This is a genomic window from Flavobacterium araucananum (assembly GCF_002222055.1).
GTDB lineage: Bacteria > Bacteroidota > Bacteroidia > Flavobacteriales > Flavobacteriaceae > Flavobacterium > Flavobacterium araucananum.
The window spans coordinates 100,758-118,901 of sequence record NZ_MUGS01000062.1 but is presented as its reverse complement, the minus strand read 5'-3'; the positions used below and the strand labels follow the sequence as shown (position 1 = coordinate 118,901).

Genomic DNA, 18,144 nt, shown 5'->3' with positions numbered 1-18,144 from the left:
TTGTCAAAACGGTTAATCGGTTATTCGGTTAATCGATTAAACAAATCAAAGGTTAAACAATTAAACAACAAGAAAAATGAATTTATTTAACGTATACCCACTTTATGATATTACTCCTGTAAAAGCACTAGATTGCACCATTACAGACCATAACGGAGTGGAATATTTAGACTTATATAGCGGACATGGTGTAATCTCGATTGGCCATACGCAACCTGATTATGTAGAAAAACTAAAGAATCAATTAGATCATTTAGGATTTTACTCAAATGCCATTCAGAATCCTTTGCAGGTAGAATTGGCTCAGAAATTAGGGAAACTTTCCGGCTTAGAAGATTATGAATTGTTTTTATGCAGTTCAGGAGCTGAAGCAAACGAAAATGCATTGAAATTAGCCTCTTTTCATAACGGAAAATCCAGAGTTGTAGCTTTTGATAATTCTTTTCACGGAAGAACTTCTGCAGCTGTTGCCGTTACAGACAATAAAAAAATAGTAGCACCAATTAATGCACAACAAGTCGTAACTTTTTTACCGCTTAACCAAATCGAATTAGTCGAAGCTGAATTGGCAAAAGGAGATGTTACAGCAGTAATTATCGAAGGAATTCAAGGAGTTGGAGGTTTAGATCAGGGAACAACAGAATTTTTTCAGGCTTTAGAAAAAGCGTGTAAAAAACATGATGTAGTTTTGATTTTAGACGAAGTACAATCAGGATACGGAAGAAGCGGAAAATTCTTTGCGTTCCAACATCACGGAATCAGCGCTGATATCATTTCGGTAGCAAAAGGAATGGGCAACGGATTTCCGGTTGGAGCCATTTTAATCTCTCCAAAATTTGAAGCAAGTTTCGGATTATTAGGAACCACTTTCGGCGGAAGCCATTTATCTTGTGCAGCAGGAATTGCGGTTCTTGATGTAATTGAAAAACTGGATTTACAAAAGAATGTAAACGAAGTTTATGAATATTTCTTAGAAAAAATCAAGGAAGTTCCCGGAATCAAACAAGTAAAAGGAAAAGGTTTAATGCTTGGAGTAGAATTTGATTTTGATGTAGCAGCTTTAAGAAAAAAGCTAATTATAGAGAAACATATTTTTACAGGAAGTGCCAACAACAAAAATCTATTAAGAATTTTGCCACCACTTACAGTAAAAAAAGCTGATATTGATACATTTATCGTAGCTTTAAAAGAAAGTTTAGAAGAACTTCAAAAATAAGTTTACCATATACTGCTAATTCGTTTAATCGTTTAACTGGTTAATCGATTAAACGAATTAACGATTAACCATTAAACCAAAAAAATGAATCCATTATCAATTGAAAAACGCAATCTCGTTTTGCGATCTATGGCAAAGCTGGTCGAGCAGGAGCGGATTCAGATTATTTTGACCAATCAGGAAGATCTTGCTGATTACGATGGCTCAGATTTGGCAATGGAAGAACGCCTGAAAGTAGATGATAAAAAAGTCGACGAGATGATTTTATCCTTAAGCCAATTGGCTTCTCAGGAAGATCCGGTTGGAGTAGAGCGTTTTCATTTTGTTCATGATAATGGAATCAAAGTCATTAATAAAACTGCCGCTTTTGGTACAATATTAATCATTTATGAATCTCGTCCTGATGTTACCATCGAAGCAGGCGGAATTGCCTTTAAATCCGGAAATAAGATTTTATTAAAAGGAGGAAAAGAAGCCTTAAAATCAAATTTGAAAATTGTTGATTTATGGCATCAGGCACTCGAAGAAAATGGAGTTTCTAAGAATTGGGTAGAGTATCTGAATTATAATCGAACAGAAACTCAGGCTTTCTTAGAAAAACCAACTCAAAAAGTTGATCTAATAGTTCCAAGAGGAGGAGAGAAATTAATTGAGTTTGTAAAAGCACATGCTACTTGTCCCGTTATTGTAAGCGGCCGAGGAAATAATTTTGTTTACGTTCATGAAAAAGCAGATACAGATTTGGCTTTAAAAATAATTTTGAATGCCAAGACCTCTAAGATTTCGGCTTGTAATGCAGTTGATAAAGTTTTAATAGATTCTAAATTGCCCAATTTTGAAGGTTTTACAGCTATTTTAATAGAGACTTTAAAAGAATCTAATGTAGAAGTTATCGTTGATAAATCTTTAGAGAGTTTTGAAGATACAGAAACACTTCAAAACGAAGATATCTGGTACGAGGAATTTTTGGATTATAAAATTGTAATTGGAACCATTGATTCAGAAGAAAATGCAATCGAGAAAATTAATAAATATTGCGGCGGACATTCCGCAGTAATTATAACCAAAGACGACAAAGCAGCGCAAGAATTTATGGATGCCGTAGATACCGCAGCCGTTTATCAAAATGCCTCAACACGTTTCACAGACGGAGGACAATTTGGTTTAGGAGGCGAATTAGCCATAAGTACCGATAAATTGCATCAAAGAGGCCCAATTGGTTTACAACATTTGGTTACCAATAAATGGTACGTTTACGGAGAAGGACAGATTAGGTGATTTTAGAGTTCAGATTTTAGATTTTAGATTGATGATTAACGATTGCTGATTTCAGATTGTTGTAATTTATTAAAGACAAAACCTTGCGAACTTAGCGTTTGTAAACACAATCAAAATAAAAAACCTTGCGCCCTTTGCGGTAAAAAACATTTACAATATAAAAAAACTTTGTGTCTTAGCGTCTTCGTGGCAAAAACAGTAACAATGAAAAAAAGGATTTTATTAAAAATAGGAAGTAATACTTTAACCAAAGAAACCAATCATATTTCGCGGGGAAAGATCGAAGATATCGGAATGCAAATTGCCGCTCTCAACAAAGATTACGAATTTGTAATTGTAAGTTCAGGAGCCATTGCCGCCGCCAAACAATTCGTAAAACTAGAGAGTAAAGGCAAAGAAATTGCATTAAAACAAGCATTAGCCTCAATTGGTCAACCCCATTTAATGCGGATTTTCCATGAGAATTTCAGCGATTTAGGGTTATTGACATCACAATGTTTATTGTCGTATTCTGATTTCGAAAAAGAGCAGTCTAAAGTAAATATTGTCAATACGATAAACGTTTTGGTCGAGAACAATTACATTCCGATTATTAATGAAAATGATACCGTTGCAACAGACGAAATTAGGTTTGGAGATAACGATAAATTAGCAGCGTTAACCGCGGTGCTGTTAAATGTTGATATTCTGATAATCGCCACTAATACAAACGGAATCTATAAAAAAGATTCCATTCACGATGAAAAACCGGAAACGATTGGTTTGGTAAATGATTTAAAAGTATTGGAAAAAGAAATCGGCGAATCAAAATCCTCACACGGAACAGGCGGAATGCAATCAAAAATCGAAGCAGCCGGAATCGCAAAAGCAGCCAACATAGAAACCTGGATCGTCAACGGATTAAATGATAATTTTATTCTGCGGGCATTAAAAGATGAAATTCCGTTTACTAAGATTGTGTGATGTTGAACGCGGATGAAACGGATTCGCTAAAGCGAAAACGCGGATTTACACGGATTTTTATATTTGACTCAACTTAATGTAGTATATTTCATTCAAAATTAGCAAAATGAAATTATTACATGAGGAATTGACGGATGTTATTATTAAAACTTTTTATGAGGTTTATAATGAGTTAGGGTATGGGTTTTTAGAAAAAGTTTATCAAAATTCCTTGTATTTAGAATTGAAATACAAAGGCCTTAAAGTTGAAGCACAAAGCAAGATTAAAGTTTATTATAAAGGAATCGAAGTCGGAGAATATTATGCCGATTTAATTGTAGAAGATTTAATAATATTAGAATTAAAAGCAGCTAATTGCATAATAGTAGAATTTGAAAATCAAATTTTGAATTATTTAAAAGGAACAAATTGCGAAGTAGGTTTACTTTTAAATTTTGGAACAAAACCAGAATTTAAACGGAAGGTTTTTGAAAATAGTAGAAAACTAAGATTATAAAAATCCGTGTAAATCCGCGTCTTCGCGATAGCGAATCAGTTAAATCCGCGTCAAATTTTTTAGATAATTAAATAAGAAAAAAAACAGTATAAAAGTTAATTTAGTTAATCAACGTAAACAAATTAACGATTAACCGATTAAACAAGAAAAAGACATGAATTATATTTCAATAAAAGATATCGACTCATTATCAAAATGGGTAAAAAGTGCGTTAAAAATCAAAAAGAACCCACTTAAAAATCAAGCCTTAGGAAAAAATAAAACCTTAGGAATGTTATTCTTTAACCCAAGTTTAAGAACGCGTTTGAGTACTCAAAAAGCGGCAATAAATTTAGGGATGAACGTTATGGTAATGAACTTTACCAACGAAGGATGGACATTAGAGTTCGAAGATGGAGCCATTATGAATTCAGGAGCTTCAGAACATATTAAAGAAGCTGCCGAAGTAGTGTCTCAATATTGTGATATTATCGCTATTCGTGCCTTTGCAGGTTTGGTAGATAAAGAAAAAGATTATACAGAGACCGTTATTTCAGGATTTCTAAAATATGCAACAGTGCCAATTGTTAATATGGAAAGTGCCGTTCGTCACCCGATGCAGTCTTTGGCAGACGCCATTACGATGCAAGAATACAAAACGAAACACAAACCAAAGGTAGTGCTTTCGTGGGCGCCACATCCAAAAGCTTTGCCACAAGCCGTTGCAAATTCATTTGTAGAAATGATGCAAATGCAAAAAGATATGGATTTTGTAATCACACATCCGGAAGGTTACGAATTGAGTCCGGACATCACAAAAGACTGCAAAATCGAATACGATCAGGATAAAGCTTTCGAAAACGCCGATTTTGTTTACGTGAAAAACTGGAGTAACTTCAACGATTACGGACAAGTAACCAATATAGACCCAAACTGGACGGTTACCGCCGAAAAAATGGCATTGACCAATAACGGAAAATTCATGCATTGTCTTCCCGTTCGTCGTAACGTGATTGTAAGCGATGAAGTTCTGGACAGCGCAAATTCAATTGTAATTCAGCAAGCGAATAACAGAACCTACTCAGCACAGTTAGTTTTACAAAAGATTTTGAAGAAAATGTAAATAAAGGTACAAAGGCACAAAGTTGCAAAGGTTCAGAGGTTTTTACCTACTGAATCTAAACTGTGTCCCTTTGTTCCTCTGAACCTTTGAACCTCATGAAAAAAGTTACCTTAATAAAAATTGGCGGAAATATAATCGACAATCCAACCGAATTAGAACAATTCTTAACCGATTTTTCTAAGATCGAAGGCTATAAAGTTTTAGTTCACGGTGGTGGAAAATCGGCTACAAAAATGGCGCAGAGTATTGGTTTGGTTCCGCAGATGATTGACGGACGTCGAATCACCGATGCTCCAATGCTTGATGTTGTGGTAATGATTTATGCAGGACAAATCAACAAACATATCGTAGCGCAATTGCAAGCGAAGGATAATAATGCAATTGGTTTTTCGGGCGCTGACGGAAATTTAATTCAATCGACAAAACGAAATCATCCTACGATCGATTACGGGTTTGTTGGCGATGTAAAACAAGTCAATACAAGTTTACTAAAAACGTTGCTTGAAGCCGGAATTGTTCCTGTTTTTTGCGCCATTACACACGATAAAAACGGACAATTATTAAATACAAATGCAGATACAATTGCAAGCGAATTATCAATTGCATTGTCGGAAGTTTTTGATGTTACATTGACATATTGTTTCGAAAAACAAGGAGTTTTGCAAGATTCAGAAGACGATTCATCTGTAATAACAGAAATCAACGAGGCATTATATAATAAACTAAAAGAAGAAAAAGTAATCCATTCCGGAATGATTCCAAAACTGGACAATTGCTTTAATAGTTTATCTCGTGGCGTTCAGAAAATCAAAATTGGGCATCATAAAATGCTACAAAATCCAGATGTTCTGCACACCACCATTACGTTATAAAAGATATAGCCACGAATTACACGAATTGACACTAATTTTTTCTGTTTAAAGAGAAAATAATTTTAGACGTACATAAAAAAGTTTATTTTGATTTTAAATCTTTCACAAAAAGATAATTTGTGAAAATTAGTGCAATTAGTGGCAAAAAAACAGAACTGCGCAGTACTTTTAAATATTAATTTAAGAAATTTGCGCAAATTAAAAATGTCGCATATTATTTAGTTAAGAAAGTAAAATCTTAAAAAAAAACTTAGCGACTTAGCGCCTTTGTGGCAAGAACACAACTATGAAAAATATAGAAACGCTTACCCAAGAAGCCATATCACTATTAAAAAATTTAATTGAAACCCCTTCATTTTCAAGTGAAGAAGATCAGACAGCACTTTTAATAGAAAATTGGTTCAATCAAAACGAAATTCCTTTTAAAAGAGAAAATAATAATGTGTGGGCTTTCAACAAATATTTCGACGAAAATAAACCTACACTTTTACTAAATTCACACCACGATACCGTAAAGCCCAATCAGGCATATACCAACGATCCTTTTAAAGCAATCGAAAAAGACGGTAAATTATTCGGACTAGGAAGCAATGATGCCGGTGGATGTCTCGTTTCCTTATTAGCGACTTTTGTCCACTTTTATGCCAATGAAAACTTGTCTCATAATATTGTAATTGTGGGATCGGCAGAAGAAGAAAGCAGCGGGAAAAACGGTTTAAACAGTGTTTTAAAGCATTTACCAGAGTTGGATTGTGCGATTGTTGGCGAACCAACTTTAATGCAACTGGCTGTAGCTGAGAAAGGTTTGTTGGTTCTGGATGTAAAAGTAAAAGGAACCGCAAGTCACGCCGCACATCAAAATGATGATAACTCGCTTTATAAATCAATTCCCGTAATGGAATGGTTTAAAAACTATAAATTCGACAAAATATCTGATGTTCTAGGTCCTGTAAAAATGACCGTAACGCAAATCAGCGCAGGAAAACAGCATAATGTGGTCCCATCAGAATGTGATTTGGTGGTTGATATTCGCGTAACAGATTGTTATTCGAATACCGAAATCCTGGAAGTCGTAAAAGCAAACGTAAATGCCGAAGTAACGCCAAGATCGATGCATTTAAATGCGTCGTCTATTCCGGTTGAGCATGGTTTGGTACAAGCCGGAATCGCTTTAGGACGAACAACGTATGGCTCGCCAACCCTCTCAGATCAATCTGTTTTAAGCTGCCAGTCTCTAAAACTAGGACCAGGCGAAACCTTGCGTTCACACTCAGCAGACGAATTTATTTTCATCAACGAAATCGTCGAAGGAGTCGACTTGTATATCAAAATACTAACCGATTTCTTTAAATTATAATATTAATTAGGAGCTATTTCCCGCTATCCGTTCCAATCTTTTATTTTTTTAAAGAAAAAAAATAAAAGGATTTCCACTGCTATCGGGGCTAGAAACACCAACAGTATAAACGACAACATTAGAATAAATTAGAAAATAAACAGCAAAGAAAGAAATCTAAAAATCTAAGCAGTCTAAAAATCTAACGATCTAAAAAGTCTAACAATCTAAGTTATGAAACTTTGGGAAAAAGGAATACCAACAGATAAACAAATCGAACATTTCACAGTAGGAAACGATCGTGAACTAGATTTGGTTCTTGCAAAATACGATGCATTAGGTTCTATTGCACATGCCAAAATGCTTGGTCAAATTGGGTTGTTAACGCAGGAAGAAACAACTTCTCTGGTTGATGCCTTAAACGAAATTATTGCAGATGTTGCAAAAGGAAACTTTGTAATCGAAGACAGTTTTGAAGACGTACATTCTAAAATAGAATATTTACTAACCGTAAAACTAGGCGATGCCGGAAAGAAAATCCATACTGCACGTTCTCGTAACGATCAGGTTTTAGTAGACGTTCATTTGTATCTAAAAGACGAATTGAAAGCCTTAAAAGAACAAGTAAAAACATTGTTTGACTTGTTGATGGAATCGGCAGAAAAACACCAAAATGTTTTATTACCAGGATATACACATTTGCAAATTGCCATGCCATCGTCATTCGGGATGTGGTTTTCTGCTTATGCCGAAAGTTTTATTGATGATGTTACAATGCTGAATGCAGCGTTAAAAATTGTAGATCAAAACCCGTTAGGTTCTGCGGCAGGTTACGGAAGTTCGTTCCCAATTAACAGAACATTTACCACTCAGGAATTAGGTTTTGAAACCTTAAAATTTAATGCCGTTGCAGCACAAATGAGCCGCGGAAAAGCAGAGAAAACGGTTGCATTTGCAATGGCAAGTGTTGCCGGAACTTTATCAAAATTGGCAATGGATGTTTGTTTGTATATGAGTCAAAACTTTGATTTTATTGGTTTACCGGCACATCTTACAACAGGTTCAAGTATAATGCCACACAAGAAAAATCCGGATGTATTTGAATTAATCAGAGGAAAATGCAATAAGATTCAGGCACTTCCGTACGAAATTACTTTAATTACAAATAATCTCCCAAGTGGTTACCACAGAGATTTACAGCTTTTAAAAGAAGGTTTGTTTCCTGCACTACAAAACTTAAAAGCGTGTTTAGATATCGCTATTTTCTCTGTAAAAGATATTACGGTAAAAGACAATATACTGAAAGATAAAAAATACGATTACTTGTTTACAGTAGATACGTTAAACGAAATGGTTGTTGCCGGAATGCCGTTTAGAGATGCCTACAAAGCAGTTGCAGAACAATTGGAAGCCGGAACCTATCAATCGCCAAAAGAAACAAAACATACCCATGAAGGCAGTATCAATAATTTATGTCTGGATGCTATTAAAGATAAAATGAAAGCGGCTTATTAATAAAGTTTATTTCCATAAAAAAAACCGATTTGTATTTCATGCAAATCGGTTTTTTATTTCAATTTTAGTTTTTTATAACCTTAAATGTTTTTACTCTGTTTTCAATTTGAATTTTACAGATATAAGTTCCTCGGGCAAGATTTCCGACATTCAATTCTAAATTTTCGTCGGATATACTGTTTTTACTCGAGTAAACTTTAGAACCATTCGACGAAAACACACTTATAAAAGCAGTACCGTTTTCACTGTTCGAAAACTTGATATTCAGGATACTATCTATAATAGTTGGGTAATATTTAAGATCTAAATCGACCGTTTTGTCATTAATCTCTAAAGTAGTACAAGCTGAGCTTAATTTACCATCTGCAGTAACCTGAAGTGTTGCACCTGCACCGCATGAAGTATTGGCTACATAATTTGCAACATCTGCAACAGCAAAACTAGTATATAAATAAGACGGTTTGGTAACCGGATCTCCATAACCTTCAGGAGCTTTAAGGCAGCTAAAAAAAGTAGCGCCAACTTTTCCTCCATCCGTACTGATATAATCTTTGAAAACGGTGCCAATTTTAGCAAAATCAGTACCCTCGACATAACAAGTAGTATTGTTATTGCCTCCTCCTAAACCAACTGCCAATGAGCCTGATACAGTTGTGTTATAGTAACAATTAAGAATGTGAAGTTCTGCATTTCTGGCACGTGGCATACGTTCCCTGCAACCTTCGGCCCAATAACAGTTTTTAAAAGTTATACTGTAATGACCGTCAGCAGGAAAATCAGTTTTCGAAGAACCTACCAAATCCGAAAATCTATGATCATCAGCACCCCCGGAACCTCCGGCTTTGGGAGCTTTTAAATACGTGAATTTACACCATGAAATAGTAACATTATCTGCAGAACCTTTATTGTCAAAGTTACCATCCATCCCATCCTGAAATTCACAATGATCTACCCAAATATTCGTAGCTTCGGATGTAAAATTATCATGCCCATCGACATCATAAGCACCGGGACCTTCAAAAATCAGGTTTCTGATAATGATATTATTAGAACCGGGTTTTAAATTAAGAATCCCGGATCCGGTAGCAGTTTGATCCGTATTTATTAGTCTTGCTCCGGGCAATCCAATAATCGTTTTGTCATTGACCAATAAACTGGTGTAGCTACAATTTATAGCTCCCGAGATCAGGATTACCTGAGCAGAAGCTAATTTTAGCCTTGCTGTCAGATCAGCATAAGTAGAAACTGTTACCGGAGTTGTATTACCGCCACCCGTAGCAGCAGCGCCAAACCCTTCAGGTGTGGTCATATAATAATTTTGCGAAGAAAGAGTAGATAAACTTAGAAAAAAGAGTAGAAGAAACAGATTTCTTTTCATTTTTAAGAAAATTAATTTAGGTTAATAGGAGTGATTTAAGGGTTAATGTAATCGATTACTCGAATGTAATTAATAAAATTTAATTCTAAATATTTTTAATAAATTTTTGCTCTTTTTATAAAAGATTTTTAAAATTTAACAGATATTACTTATAAAATTAATAGGTAATAAAACTTTTTCTTAGGTCAGTTCAGGAAAGTTTTTATTTACAAATTAAAATTATTGATGACAAAAAAAAGACTATTTTTGATTTGTATGTTTATAAAAATAAAATATGAATAAGTTCGACGACCAAGCCACTAAGGCACTTCTGGAGAGAAATCTAATTACAGAAAATCAATATCAGGAAGTTGCTACCTATCGCAATTTGAATATTTTCTCGCTAAATGCAGAGTTAAAGTTGTTTCTCTATTTGTCTGTTTTATCGTTTACTTCAGGAATCGGGATTTTAATTTACAACAATATTGATACAATAGGCCACATTGCAATTTTGTCCCTATTGCTGGTTGTGATAGGAGTTTGCTTTTATTATTGTTTTAAAAATTCGAAAGGATTTCAAAAACAAGAAACTACATTCGAAAATCCGGTATTAGAATATCTCGTTTTAGCAGGCAATATACTTACCTGTATTTTTATAGGATATCTTCAATTTCAGTACAAACCATTCGGAACCCATTATGGATTAGCAACATTAATACCAACCCTTGTGAGTTTCTTTTGTGCTTATTATTTTGATAATAAAAGTGTTCTGACCATTGCAATAACCGGTTTGGCAGCATACGTTGGCCTTTCGGTAACACCCCAGGATTTATTAAATAACAGTAATTTTTACGAAGATCAGACTTTGAGTTATTCAGCAATAGCTTTGGGAGGCTTACTAATTTTATGGACAATTTACAGCACAAAAAATCAGCTCAAAACACATTTTAATGTTATCTATCTAACATTTGCGTTGCACATTATAAGTATTGCAGCAATAAGCAGTATGATAGATCATTATGATGATGCGATCTGGTTTCTTTTTGTGATTGTTTTAGGAGCTTCATCCTTTTATTTTTATAAAATTAGCCACGAAGTAAAAGCAATGTCGTTGTATGTTTTTACGATTATCTACGGCTACATTGGCTTCAATATATTCTTGTTTAAAATCTTCGAGAATGTAAATTTTTCAGATGTTTGGGAACTGTTTATTTTGTTGCTTCCGGCATATTTTATAGGCTCAATAGTACTGTTTATCAAACTAATTAAAAACTTCAATAAAGAAATCGCAGCATGATCGTACATGATAAAAAATTATTAGACAATTTGACTTTAGCAGACGAAGCAAAATCTTTACAGTCAGCAGGTTTTATTAGTAAAGAACAAAAAGATTTGATTAAAAAAGAATTACCGGCTTTTACCAGACAAAGTAATCTTTTGGTTCGGTTGGGATTTTTTCTTTTAGGGGCTTTTTTGTATGTATCCGTATGTGGCGTTATTTCATTGATGGGATTTTCTGCTGCGAGTGATTCTTTTATGAATATTGCTTGTTATCTTTTTGCTGCAGTTGGTTTTGCAGGAGCAGAATTTTTTGCCAATCAAAAATATTACGGACACGGTTTAGACGATGCTTTTATTTTAGGAGCGCTTTTAAACTTAGGAATAGCTATTGCCATTACAACAGAAGGTTACGAGCTAAACATTGCAATATTTGTAGCAGTAGCCTCTTTTTTAATGTATAGAAGATATCTGCATTTACTGTCTTTACTTGTTTTTTGTATAGCAGCTTCGGCAGTTTTATTTTACGGAATGTTCGAATTTGGTGCCATCGGTAAAACAATTCTTCCCTTTGTTACGATGTTATTTGCTGCGGGATTTTATTTTTTTACAAAAAGAACCATCAATAATCTTAAAGAAAGTTATTATTATTACGGGCTTTTATTAGCCAATAGTTTTTGTCTGGTTTTATTTTATCTTTCGTGTAATTATTTGGTTGTAAGAGAACTTTCTGTAGCACTTTTAGGAAACGAAATACTTCCCGGGCATGACATTCCGTTTGCTGTTTTTTTCTATGCTTTTACTTTTATCGTTCCTTTTGTTTATTTGGTTCAGGCTTTAAAAACGAAAGACAGAATCATGCTTTGGATAAGCTTTCTGGCCATTGGATTTTCTATCTATACCGTTCGGTTTTATTATTCCGTTTTGCCAATAGAAGTAGCATTGACCCTTGGAGGATTGGTTTTGTTTGCAATAGCTTATTTTTCGATCAGGAAACTAAAAGATAATGAAGTTGGTTTAACATTCAAACCGGACCGAATGAATAGTTCGAATGCTATTTTAAACGCCGAAGCGTTGATAGTTGCCTCAACATTTGGTTTAAAACCAGAAGCAAAAACTTCAGGTTCTCCAATGGATTTTGGAGGTGGAGGATTTAGTGGAGGAGGATCAGAAGGAACTTTTTAAATTAAAGTTGCCACAGATTAAAGGATTATAAGGATTAAAAAAGCTATGAAATCATTTTAATCTGTGGCAAAAAAATTAAACTTTCTCTTTTAAAGCTACAGCATCAATATCGCTGTGCGAAACATCATAAACAGCTTTTCCGTTTCTAATTAAAATGAGTTGTGGAGATTCATGATATACATTAAATCTGCTTGCAATTTCGTTAGAGATATCTCTATGCGCAATAAGATCTAAAAAATAAGCATCTACCGTCTCGTTTAGATCAAATTCGCGTTCAAATTGCTTCAGAGCCATTCGGCTAATACTGCATCTTGTACTGTGTTTAAAAATAACAACAGGCTTTTCGTTCGAGATCGCTACAATTTCTAATAATTGCGCTACATCCGTTAATTCTGTCCAATTAACATTACTTTTTGGAGATTCTGTATTATCTGAATTTCCGAAGATTGAATTTAAAAAACTCATATTTGACTTGTTTTATGACTTTTTGACGTTTAAAAATGATAAAAATCAGTTTTTTAATGTCAATTTGTCTGTATTTTTAGTGTGGAATATAATTTGAATGTTCTCCTGCAAAGTTATATCATTTAAAATTAAAATGTAATGCAATAAGTTCTAATTTTAATGGTATCGAACTTTACAACTAAAAGTTAAACCTAAATCGTATATCTATGAACATAAATAAATTTACAATAAAGTCGCAGGAAGCCATTCAGTTGTCACAGCAATTGGCACAACGCAACGGACAACAACAAATAGAAAACGAACACATTTTTAAAGCTATTTTTGAAGTAGATGAAAATGTAGCACCATTTATTCTGAAAAAACTCAATGTAAATGTGCCATTGTTTTTACAAATATTAGACAGTACAATACAAAGCTTTCCAAAAGTTTCAGGAGGCGATATTATACTTTCAAGAGATGCCAATAAAGCATTGAATGAAGCAGAAATTATCGCTCAGAAAATGAATGATGAATATGTTTCTATCGAACACTTGATCTTAGCAATTTTTGATTCGAAAAGTAAAGTTTCTCAAATTTTAAAAGACCAGGGCGTTACCGGAAAAGGGCTTAAAGCTGCTATTGAAGAACTTCGTAAAGGAGAAAGAGTAACATCAGCCTCAGCCGAAGAAACGTATAACGCATTAAACAAATATGCTAAAAATCTAAACGAATTAGCCAGAAACGGAAAACTGGACCCTGTAATTGGCCGTGATGAAGAAATTCGTCGTGTATTGCAGATTTTAACCCGTAGAACAAAAAATAACCCAATGTTAGTGGGAGAGCCCGGAGTTGGTAAAACGGCCATCGCCGAAGGCTTAGCACATAGAATTGTTGATGGCGATGTGCCTGAAAACTTAAAGGATAAGATCGTTTTCTCGCTTGATATGGGAGCGCTGATTGCAGGAGCAAAATTTAAAGGAGAATTTGAAGAACGTTTAAAATCAGTAGTAAAAGAAGTTACAGCTGCCGAAGGGGATATTGTATTATTTATAGACGAGATTCATACACTTGTAGGTGCAGGTGGAGGAGAAGGAGCCATGGATGCGGCAAATATCCTGAAACCAGCTTTGGCCCGTGGAGAGCTAAGAGCTATTGGAGCTACAACTTTAGATGAATATCAAAAATATTTTGAGAAAGACAAAGCCTTAGAACGTCGTTTTCAAAAGATCTTAATCGATGAACCGGATACTGAAAGTGCGATTTCGATTTTGCGCGGAATCAAAGAGAAGTACGAAACACATCATAAAGTTCAAATTAAAGATGAAGCAATTATTGCAGCAGTAGAACTTTCGCAACGTTATATTACGAATCGTTTTTTGCCGGATAAAGCCATCGATTTAATGGATGAAGCAGCATCTAAACTGCGCATGGAAATCAATTCGAAGCCAGAAGAATTAGATGTTCTGGATCGTAAAATCATGCAGCTCGAAATTGAAATCGAAGCCATAAAACGCGAAAAAGAAGAAAGTAAACTGAAAATCTTACGCATGGATTTGGCAAATCTTAAAGAAGAACGCAATGAAATTTATGCAAAATGGAAATCTGAAAAAGATGTTGTTGACGGAATTCAGGCAGTAAAATTAGAGATTGAAGATTTTAAATACGAAGCAGAACGTGCAGAACGTGAAGGTGATTATGGAAAAGTAGCCGAGATTCGTTATGGCAAAATAAAAGAAGCACAAGAACGTCTTGATGTTCTACAAAAACAATTGCAAGAATACCAATCCGGTAACTCTTTGATAAAAGAAGAAGTAACCCGTGAAGATATTGCCGAAGTTGTAGCAAAATGGACAGGAATTCCTGTTATGAAAATGCTTCAGACAGAACGTGAAAAACTCCTGCATCTAGAAGACGAATTACACAAACGTGTTGTAGGTCAGGAAGAAGCGATCGAAGCTGTGAGTGATGCCGTTCGTAGAAGTCGTGCCGGATTGCAGGATATGAAAAAACCAGTTGGTACTTTCTTGTTTTTAGGAACAACGGGAGTAGGTAAAACAGAACTTGCTAAAGCGCTGGCAGAGTATCTTTTTGATGACGAAAATGCTATGACCCGTATCGATATGAGTGAGTATCAGGAACGCCACAGTGTGAGCCGTTTGGTTGGTGCACCTCCGGGATATGTTGGATATGATGAAGGTGGACAATTGACGGAAGCCGTGCGTAGAAAACCCTATTCGGTAATTTTGTTGGATGAGATCGAAAAAGCACATCCCGATACATTCAATATTTTATTGCAGGTACTAGACGAAGGGCGTTTGACTGATAACAAAGGTCGCCTCGCCGATTTTAAAAATACAATTATCATCATGACATCCAACATGGGAAGTCAGATTATACAAGATAAATTCGAGAACTTAAAAGGAAGTGTTGAGGCAGCTACAGAAGCAGCAAAAACTGAAGTTTTAGGATTATTAAAGCAAACCGTTCGTCCGGAATTTATAAACCGTATCGACGAAATTGTAATGTTTACACCGTTGACAGTAGAGAATATTTCTAAAATTGTTAGTTTACAGCTTAAAAGCGTTACAAAAATGCTTGCCTTACAAGGGATTGCGATGGATGCAACACCAGAAGCTATTAAATATTTGTCAGACAAAGGCTATGATCCGCAATTTGGTGCAAGACCAGTAAAACGTGTCGTTCAAAGAGAAGTATTGAATCAATTGTCGAAAGAAATTTTGGCAGGAAACATCGCTACAGACAGCATTATTTTACTAGATGCTTTTGATGGGCAATTGGTTTTTAGAAATCAAACCCATATCGGTAAATAATTTATTTTTAAGACTACTGTGTGGACACAAGTATAAAAAATAACACGGATAGCACTAAGTGTCACTAATTTGTTTGTGAAATTAATTTCACAAACAAGGTTAACCTATTAAAATTTGTGCGAATTAGTGGAATTCGTGTTCAAAATTGATTTATAATATTTGCGTCCACACGGTAGCCTTACAAGATGCCTTTCCATAAAAACACCAGCAGAAATGTTGGTGTTTTTTTTGCTTATTTTTTTATGATTCCTTCTTTTCAATTACTAAAATTGTGTAAGAATTAGTATATATTTGAATAATTAATTAAAAAGGCAGACTTACATTGCTTTTTGATCCAATAAAACAAGTAACCACTAAATTTATTATATGAGAAGAAACCAACAAACTTTTTTAATTTTATGGATCACCAGCATCTCATTTATTACCACAGCTTATTCGCAAGAAAGTGTAGTAGTTTCAGGAGGAAATGCAACAGGAACCGGAGGCTCATCGAGTTACTCTGTTGGTCAGGTGGTTTATACAAGTTTGCCAGGAGCAAATAACTATATTTTGCAAGGCGTTCAACAACCGTATGAGATTATTACCCTGGGAAACGATGAGTTTAAAGAAATTAATCTTGAAATGACTGCCTACCCAAATCCTACTATCGACATTCTAAATTTAGTAGTTGTTAATGATAAGTTAGATAATTTATCCTATAATATATTTGACATAAATGGAAAACTAGTATCCAGAAATTCGAAAATAACAACATCTGAAACAAAAGTGTCTCTGCAGGAATTAAATCAGGGCATTTATTTTCTGGCTATAAAAGAGAACAACAAAACAATAAAAACTTTTAAAATCATTAAAAAATAACAATCAAACCGTAGAAAAATATATGAAAAAAATTACTCTCGTATTCCTATTATTAAGCTCATTTACCATTTTATTTGCACAGGCACCTCAAAAAATGAGTTATCAGTCTGTTATTCGTAAAGCCGATGGTACATTGGTTGCAACTACATTGGTAAGCATAAAAAGTAGTATTTTATTAGGTTCAGCAACTGGTACAGCCAGCTATGTCGAAACACAAACCGTAACAACAAATAGTAACGGATTGGCAACCATAGAAATAGGTGGCGGAACACCCGTTACCGGAACTTTTGCTGCTATAAATTGGGGCGCAGGATCACACTTTATTAAAACCGAAATTGACCCAACAGGAGGAAGCAATTATACTATTAGTGGTACAAGCCAGCTTTTAAGTGTGCCTTATGCCTTATACGCAGGAAGTAGCCAGACCCAAGGAAAACCAAGCATCATAATTACCGGTGATGTTACAGATGCACAGGCAGCAGCACAAGTAGCAGCTGAGTATGGCCCTCAAACTGAAAATGTTTATGTTTTGAACACAACAAATTTGACAACTTTAGATTTAAGTGCAGTAAAAAAGGTAATAAACTTAAATATAAGCGAAAATTTAAAATTAGTCACTATAAATTTAAATGCCCTTACTGAAATTTATAATGAAATACGCATAGGAAATAACGAAAAATTAAGTTCAATTTTATTTCCTGCTCTGAAAAGTATTTATGGATTTGATTCTGATATCATCAATAATCCATCCTTACAATCTATTTCTTTTCCTGCGTTAACTAAAGCTAAAAGTATTTTTTTTAGAAATAATAAAATCCTTAGTTCGATTGATTTACCTGTATTATCTACCGTTTATGATGGTGAGGCAAGTCTTTATTTTGATAAAAATGCCTTGCCAAGTTCTCAGGTTAATTTGATTTTAAGCCGTATATTAAATATTTCTCCTGTTTCAGGCAAATATATTAATGTTGGAGGTCAAACTCCACCAGCTCCTCCTACTGGACAAGGAATTGTGAGTAAAACAACTTTAGTAAATTCAGGTAATAATGTTACAACTGATTAACTTATAAATTAGTAGCTAGCTTGTTCTATAGCTTTATAAAACACCATTTGCCGCGGCGAATGGTGTTTTTTTTGATCTTTTAAAACCCGTAAATGATGAAACTTTTTTTTGAAGTAATATAAAAACATTTCAGATTTAGTTTCCCAAATTTACATAAGTATATTTTTTACTTATAATTTATTGACAACACTATAAAATAAACATTATGAATAATATTTTTAGAGGATTATTGGCAGGTTACGGTGCAAAAAAATTAGGCGGAGGATGTTTTGGTACGATCTTCGTATTTGTAATAATTTGGGTGCTTTTAGGGCAATGCAGCTAATTTTTAAGTAAAAAAATTAGTAAAA

Annotated in this window: 15 protein-coding genes; 13 read left to right on the top strand and 2 right to left on the bottom strand. The window is 34.4% G+C overall.

Annotated features, from left to right (window positions below):
- The first annotated feature begins 76 nt into the window (after positions 1-76).
- From B0A64_RS22015 to argH, 8 genes are all read left to right on the top strand, one after another.
- Complete coding sequence (locus tag B0A64_RS22015; RefSeq protein WP_089481622.1) at positions 77-1,216, top strand: aspartate aminotransferase family protein; 1,140 nt, start codon at positions 77-79, stop codon at positions 1,214-1,216.
- Positions 1,217-1,300: 84 nt separating this feature from the next.
- Positions 1,301-2,494, top strand: coding sequence for a glutamate-5-semialdehyde dehydrogenase (locus B0A64_RS22010; protein ID WP_089481621.1), 1,194 nt, complete (start codon positions 1,301-1,303; stop codon positions 2,492-2,494).
- Positions 2,495-2,698: 204 nt separating this feature from the next.
- Positions 2,699-3,457, top strand: a complete 759-nt coding sequence (gene proB / locus B0A64_RS22005) for a glutamate 5-kinase (protein ID WP_089481620.1) — start codon at positions 2,699-2,701, stop codon at positions 3,455-3,457.
- Positions 3,458-3,563: 106 nt separating this feature from the next.
- The gene (locus B0A64_RS22000) at positions 3,564-3,953 is read left to right on the top strand and encodes a GxxExxY protein (protein ID WP_089481619.1); all 390 of its coding nucleotides are present in this window, start codon (positions 3,564-3,566) and stop codon (positions 3,951-3,953) included.
- A 154-nt stretch (positions 3,954-4,107) separates the two neighbouring features.
- The gene (locus B0A64_RS21995; RefSeq protein ID WP_089481618.1) at positions 4,108-5,055 is read left to right on the top strand and encodes an N-acetylornithine carbamoyltransferase; all 948 of its coding nucleotides are present in this window, start codon (positions 4,108-4,110) and stop codon (positions 5,053-5,055) included.
- A 95-nt stretch (positions 5,056-5,150) separates the two neighbouring features.
- Positions 5,151-5,927, top strand: coding sequence for an acetylglutamate kinase (gene argB, locus B0A64_RS21990; protein WP_089481617.1), 777 nt, complete (start codon positions 5,151-5,153; stop codon positions 5,925-5,927).
- 286 nt (positions 5,928-6,213) lie between these two features.
- Positions 6,214-7,284 carry a M20 family metallo-hydrolase gene (locus tag B0A64_RS21985; protein ID WP_089481616.1) on the top strand — a complete coding sequence of 357 codons (1,071 nt, stop codon included), beginning with the start codon at positions 6,214-6,216 and terminating at the stop codon, positions 7,282-7,284.
- Between the two features lie 213 nt (positions 7,285-7,497).
- Positions 7,498-8,778 carry an argininosuccinate lyase gene (gene argH / locus B0A64_RS21980; RefSeq protein ID WP_089481615.1) on the top strand — a complete coding sequence of 427 codons (1,281 nt, stop codon included), beginning with the start codon at positions 7,498-7,500 and terminating at the stop codon, positions 8,776-8,778.
- 64 nt (positions 8,779-8,842) lie between these two features.
- On the opposite strand, the gene B0A64_RS21975 is transcribed toward argH, so the two are convergent.
- On the bottom strand, positions 8,843-10,087 hold the full coding sequence (locus B0A64_RS21975) for a T9SS type A sorting domain-containing protein (RefSeq protein WP_244285470.1): 1,245 nt from the start codon (positions 10,085-10,087) through the stop codon (positions 8,843-8,845).
- Between the two features lie 343 nt (positions 10,088-10,430).
- On the opposite strand from B0A64_RS21975, the gene B0A64_RS21970 reads away from it, so the two are divergent.
- Positions 10,431-11,432, top strand: coding sequence for a DUF2157 domain-containing protein (locus B0A64_RS21970; protein ID WP_089481613.1), 1,002 nt, complete (start codon positions 10,431-10,433; stop codon positions 11,430-11,432).
- On the top strand, positions 11,429-12,598 hold the full coding sequence (locus B0A64_RS21965) for a hypothetical protein (RefSeq protein WP_089481612.1): 1,170 nt from the start codon (positions 11,429-11,431) through the stop codon (positions 12,596-12,598). The genes B0A64_RS21970 and B0A64_RS21965 overlap by 4 nt, the downstream gene beginning before the upstream one ends.
- Before the next feature lie 75 nt (positions 12,599-12,673).
- On the opposite strand, the gene ytxJ is transcribed toward B0A64_RS21965, so the two are convergent.
- Positions 12,674-13,063 carry a bacillithiol system redox-active protein YtxJ gene (ytxJ, locus tag B0A64_RS21960; protein WP_089481611.1) on the bottom strand — a complete coding sequence of 130 codons (390 nt, stop codon included), beginning with the start codon at positions 13,061-13,063 and terminating at the stop codon, positions 12,674-12,676.
- Positions 13,064-13,269: 206 nt separating this feature from the next.
- Between ytxJ and clpB the strand changes: the two genes are divergently transcribed.
- The 3 genes from clpB to B0A64_RS21945 all read left to right on the top strand — a co-directional run bounded on the left by clpB (position 13,270) and on the right by B0A64_RS21945 (position 17,794).
- On the top strand, positions 13,270-15,873 hold the full coding sequence (clpB, locus tag B0A64_RS21955) for an ATP-dependent chaperone ClpB (protein WP_089481610.1): 2,604 nt from the start codon (positions 13,270-13,272) through the stop codon (positions 15,871-15,873).
- Positions 15,874-16,239: 366 nt separating this feature from the next.
- Entirely contained in the window at positions 16,240-16,731 is a 492-nt protein-coding gene (locus B0A64_RS21950; protein WP_089481609.1) for a T9SS type A sorting domain-containing protein, read from the top strand.
- Positions 16,732-16,753: 22 nt separating this feature from the next.
- Positions 16,754-17,794, top strand: coding sequence for a hypothetical protein (locus B0A64_RS21945; protein WP_089481608.1), 1,041 nt, complete (start codon positions 16,754-16,756; stop codon positions 17,792-17,794).
- The last annotated feature ends 350 nt before the right edge of the window (positions 17,795-18,144 follow it).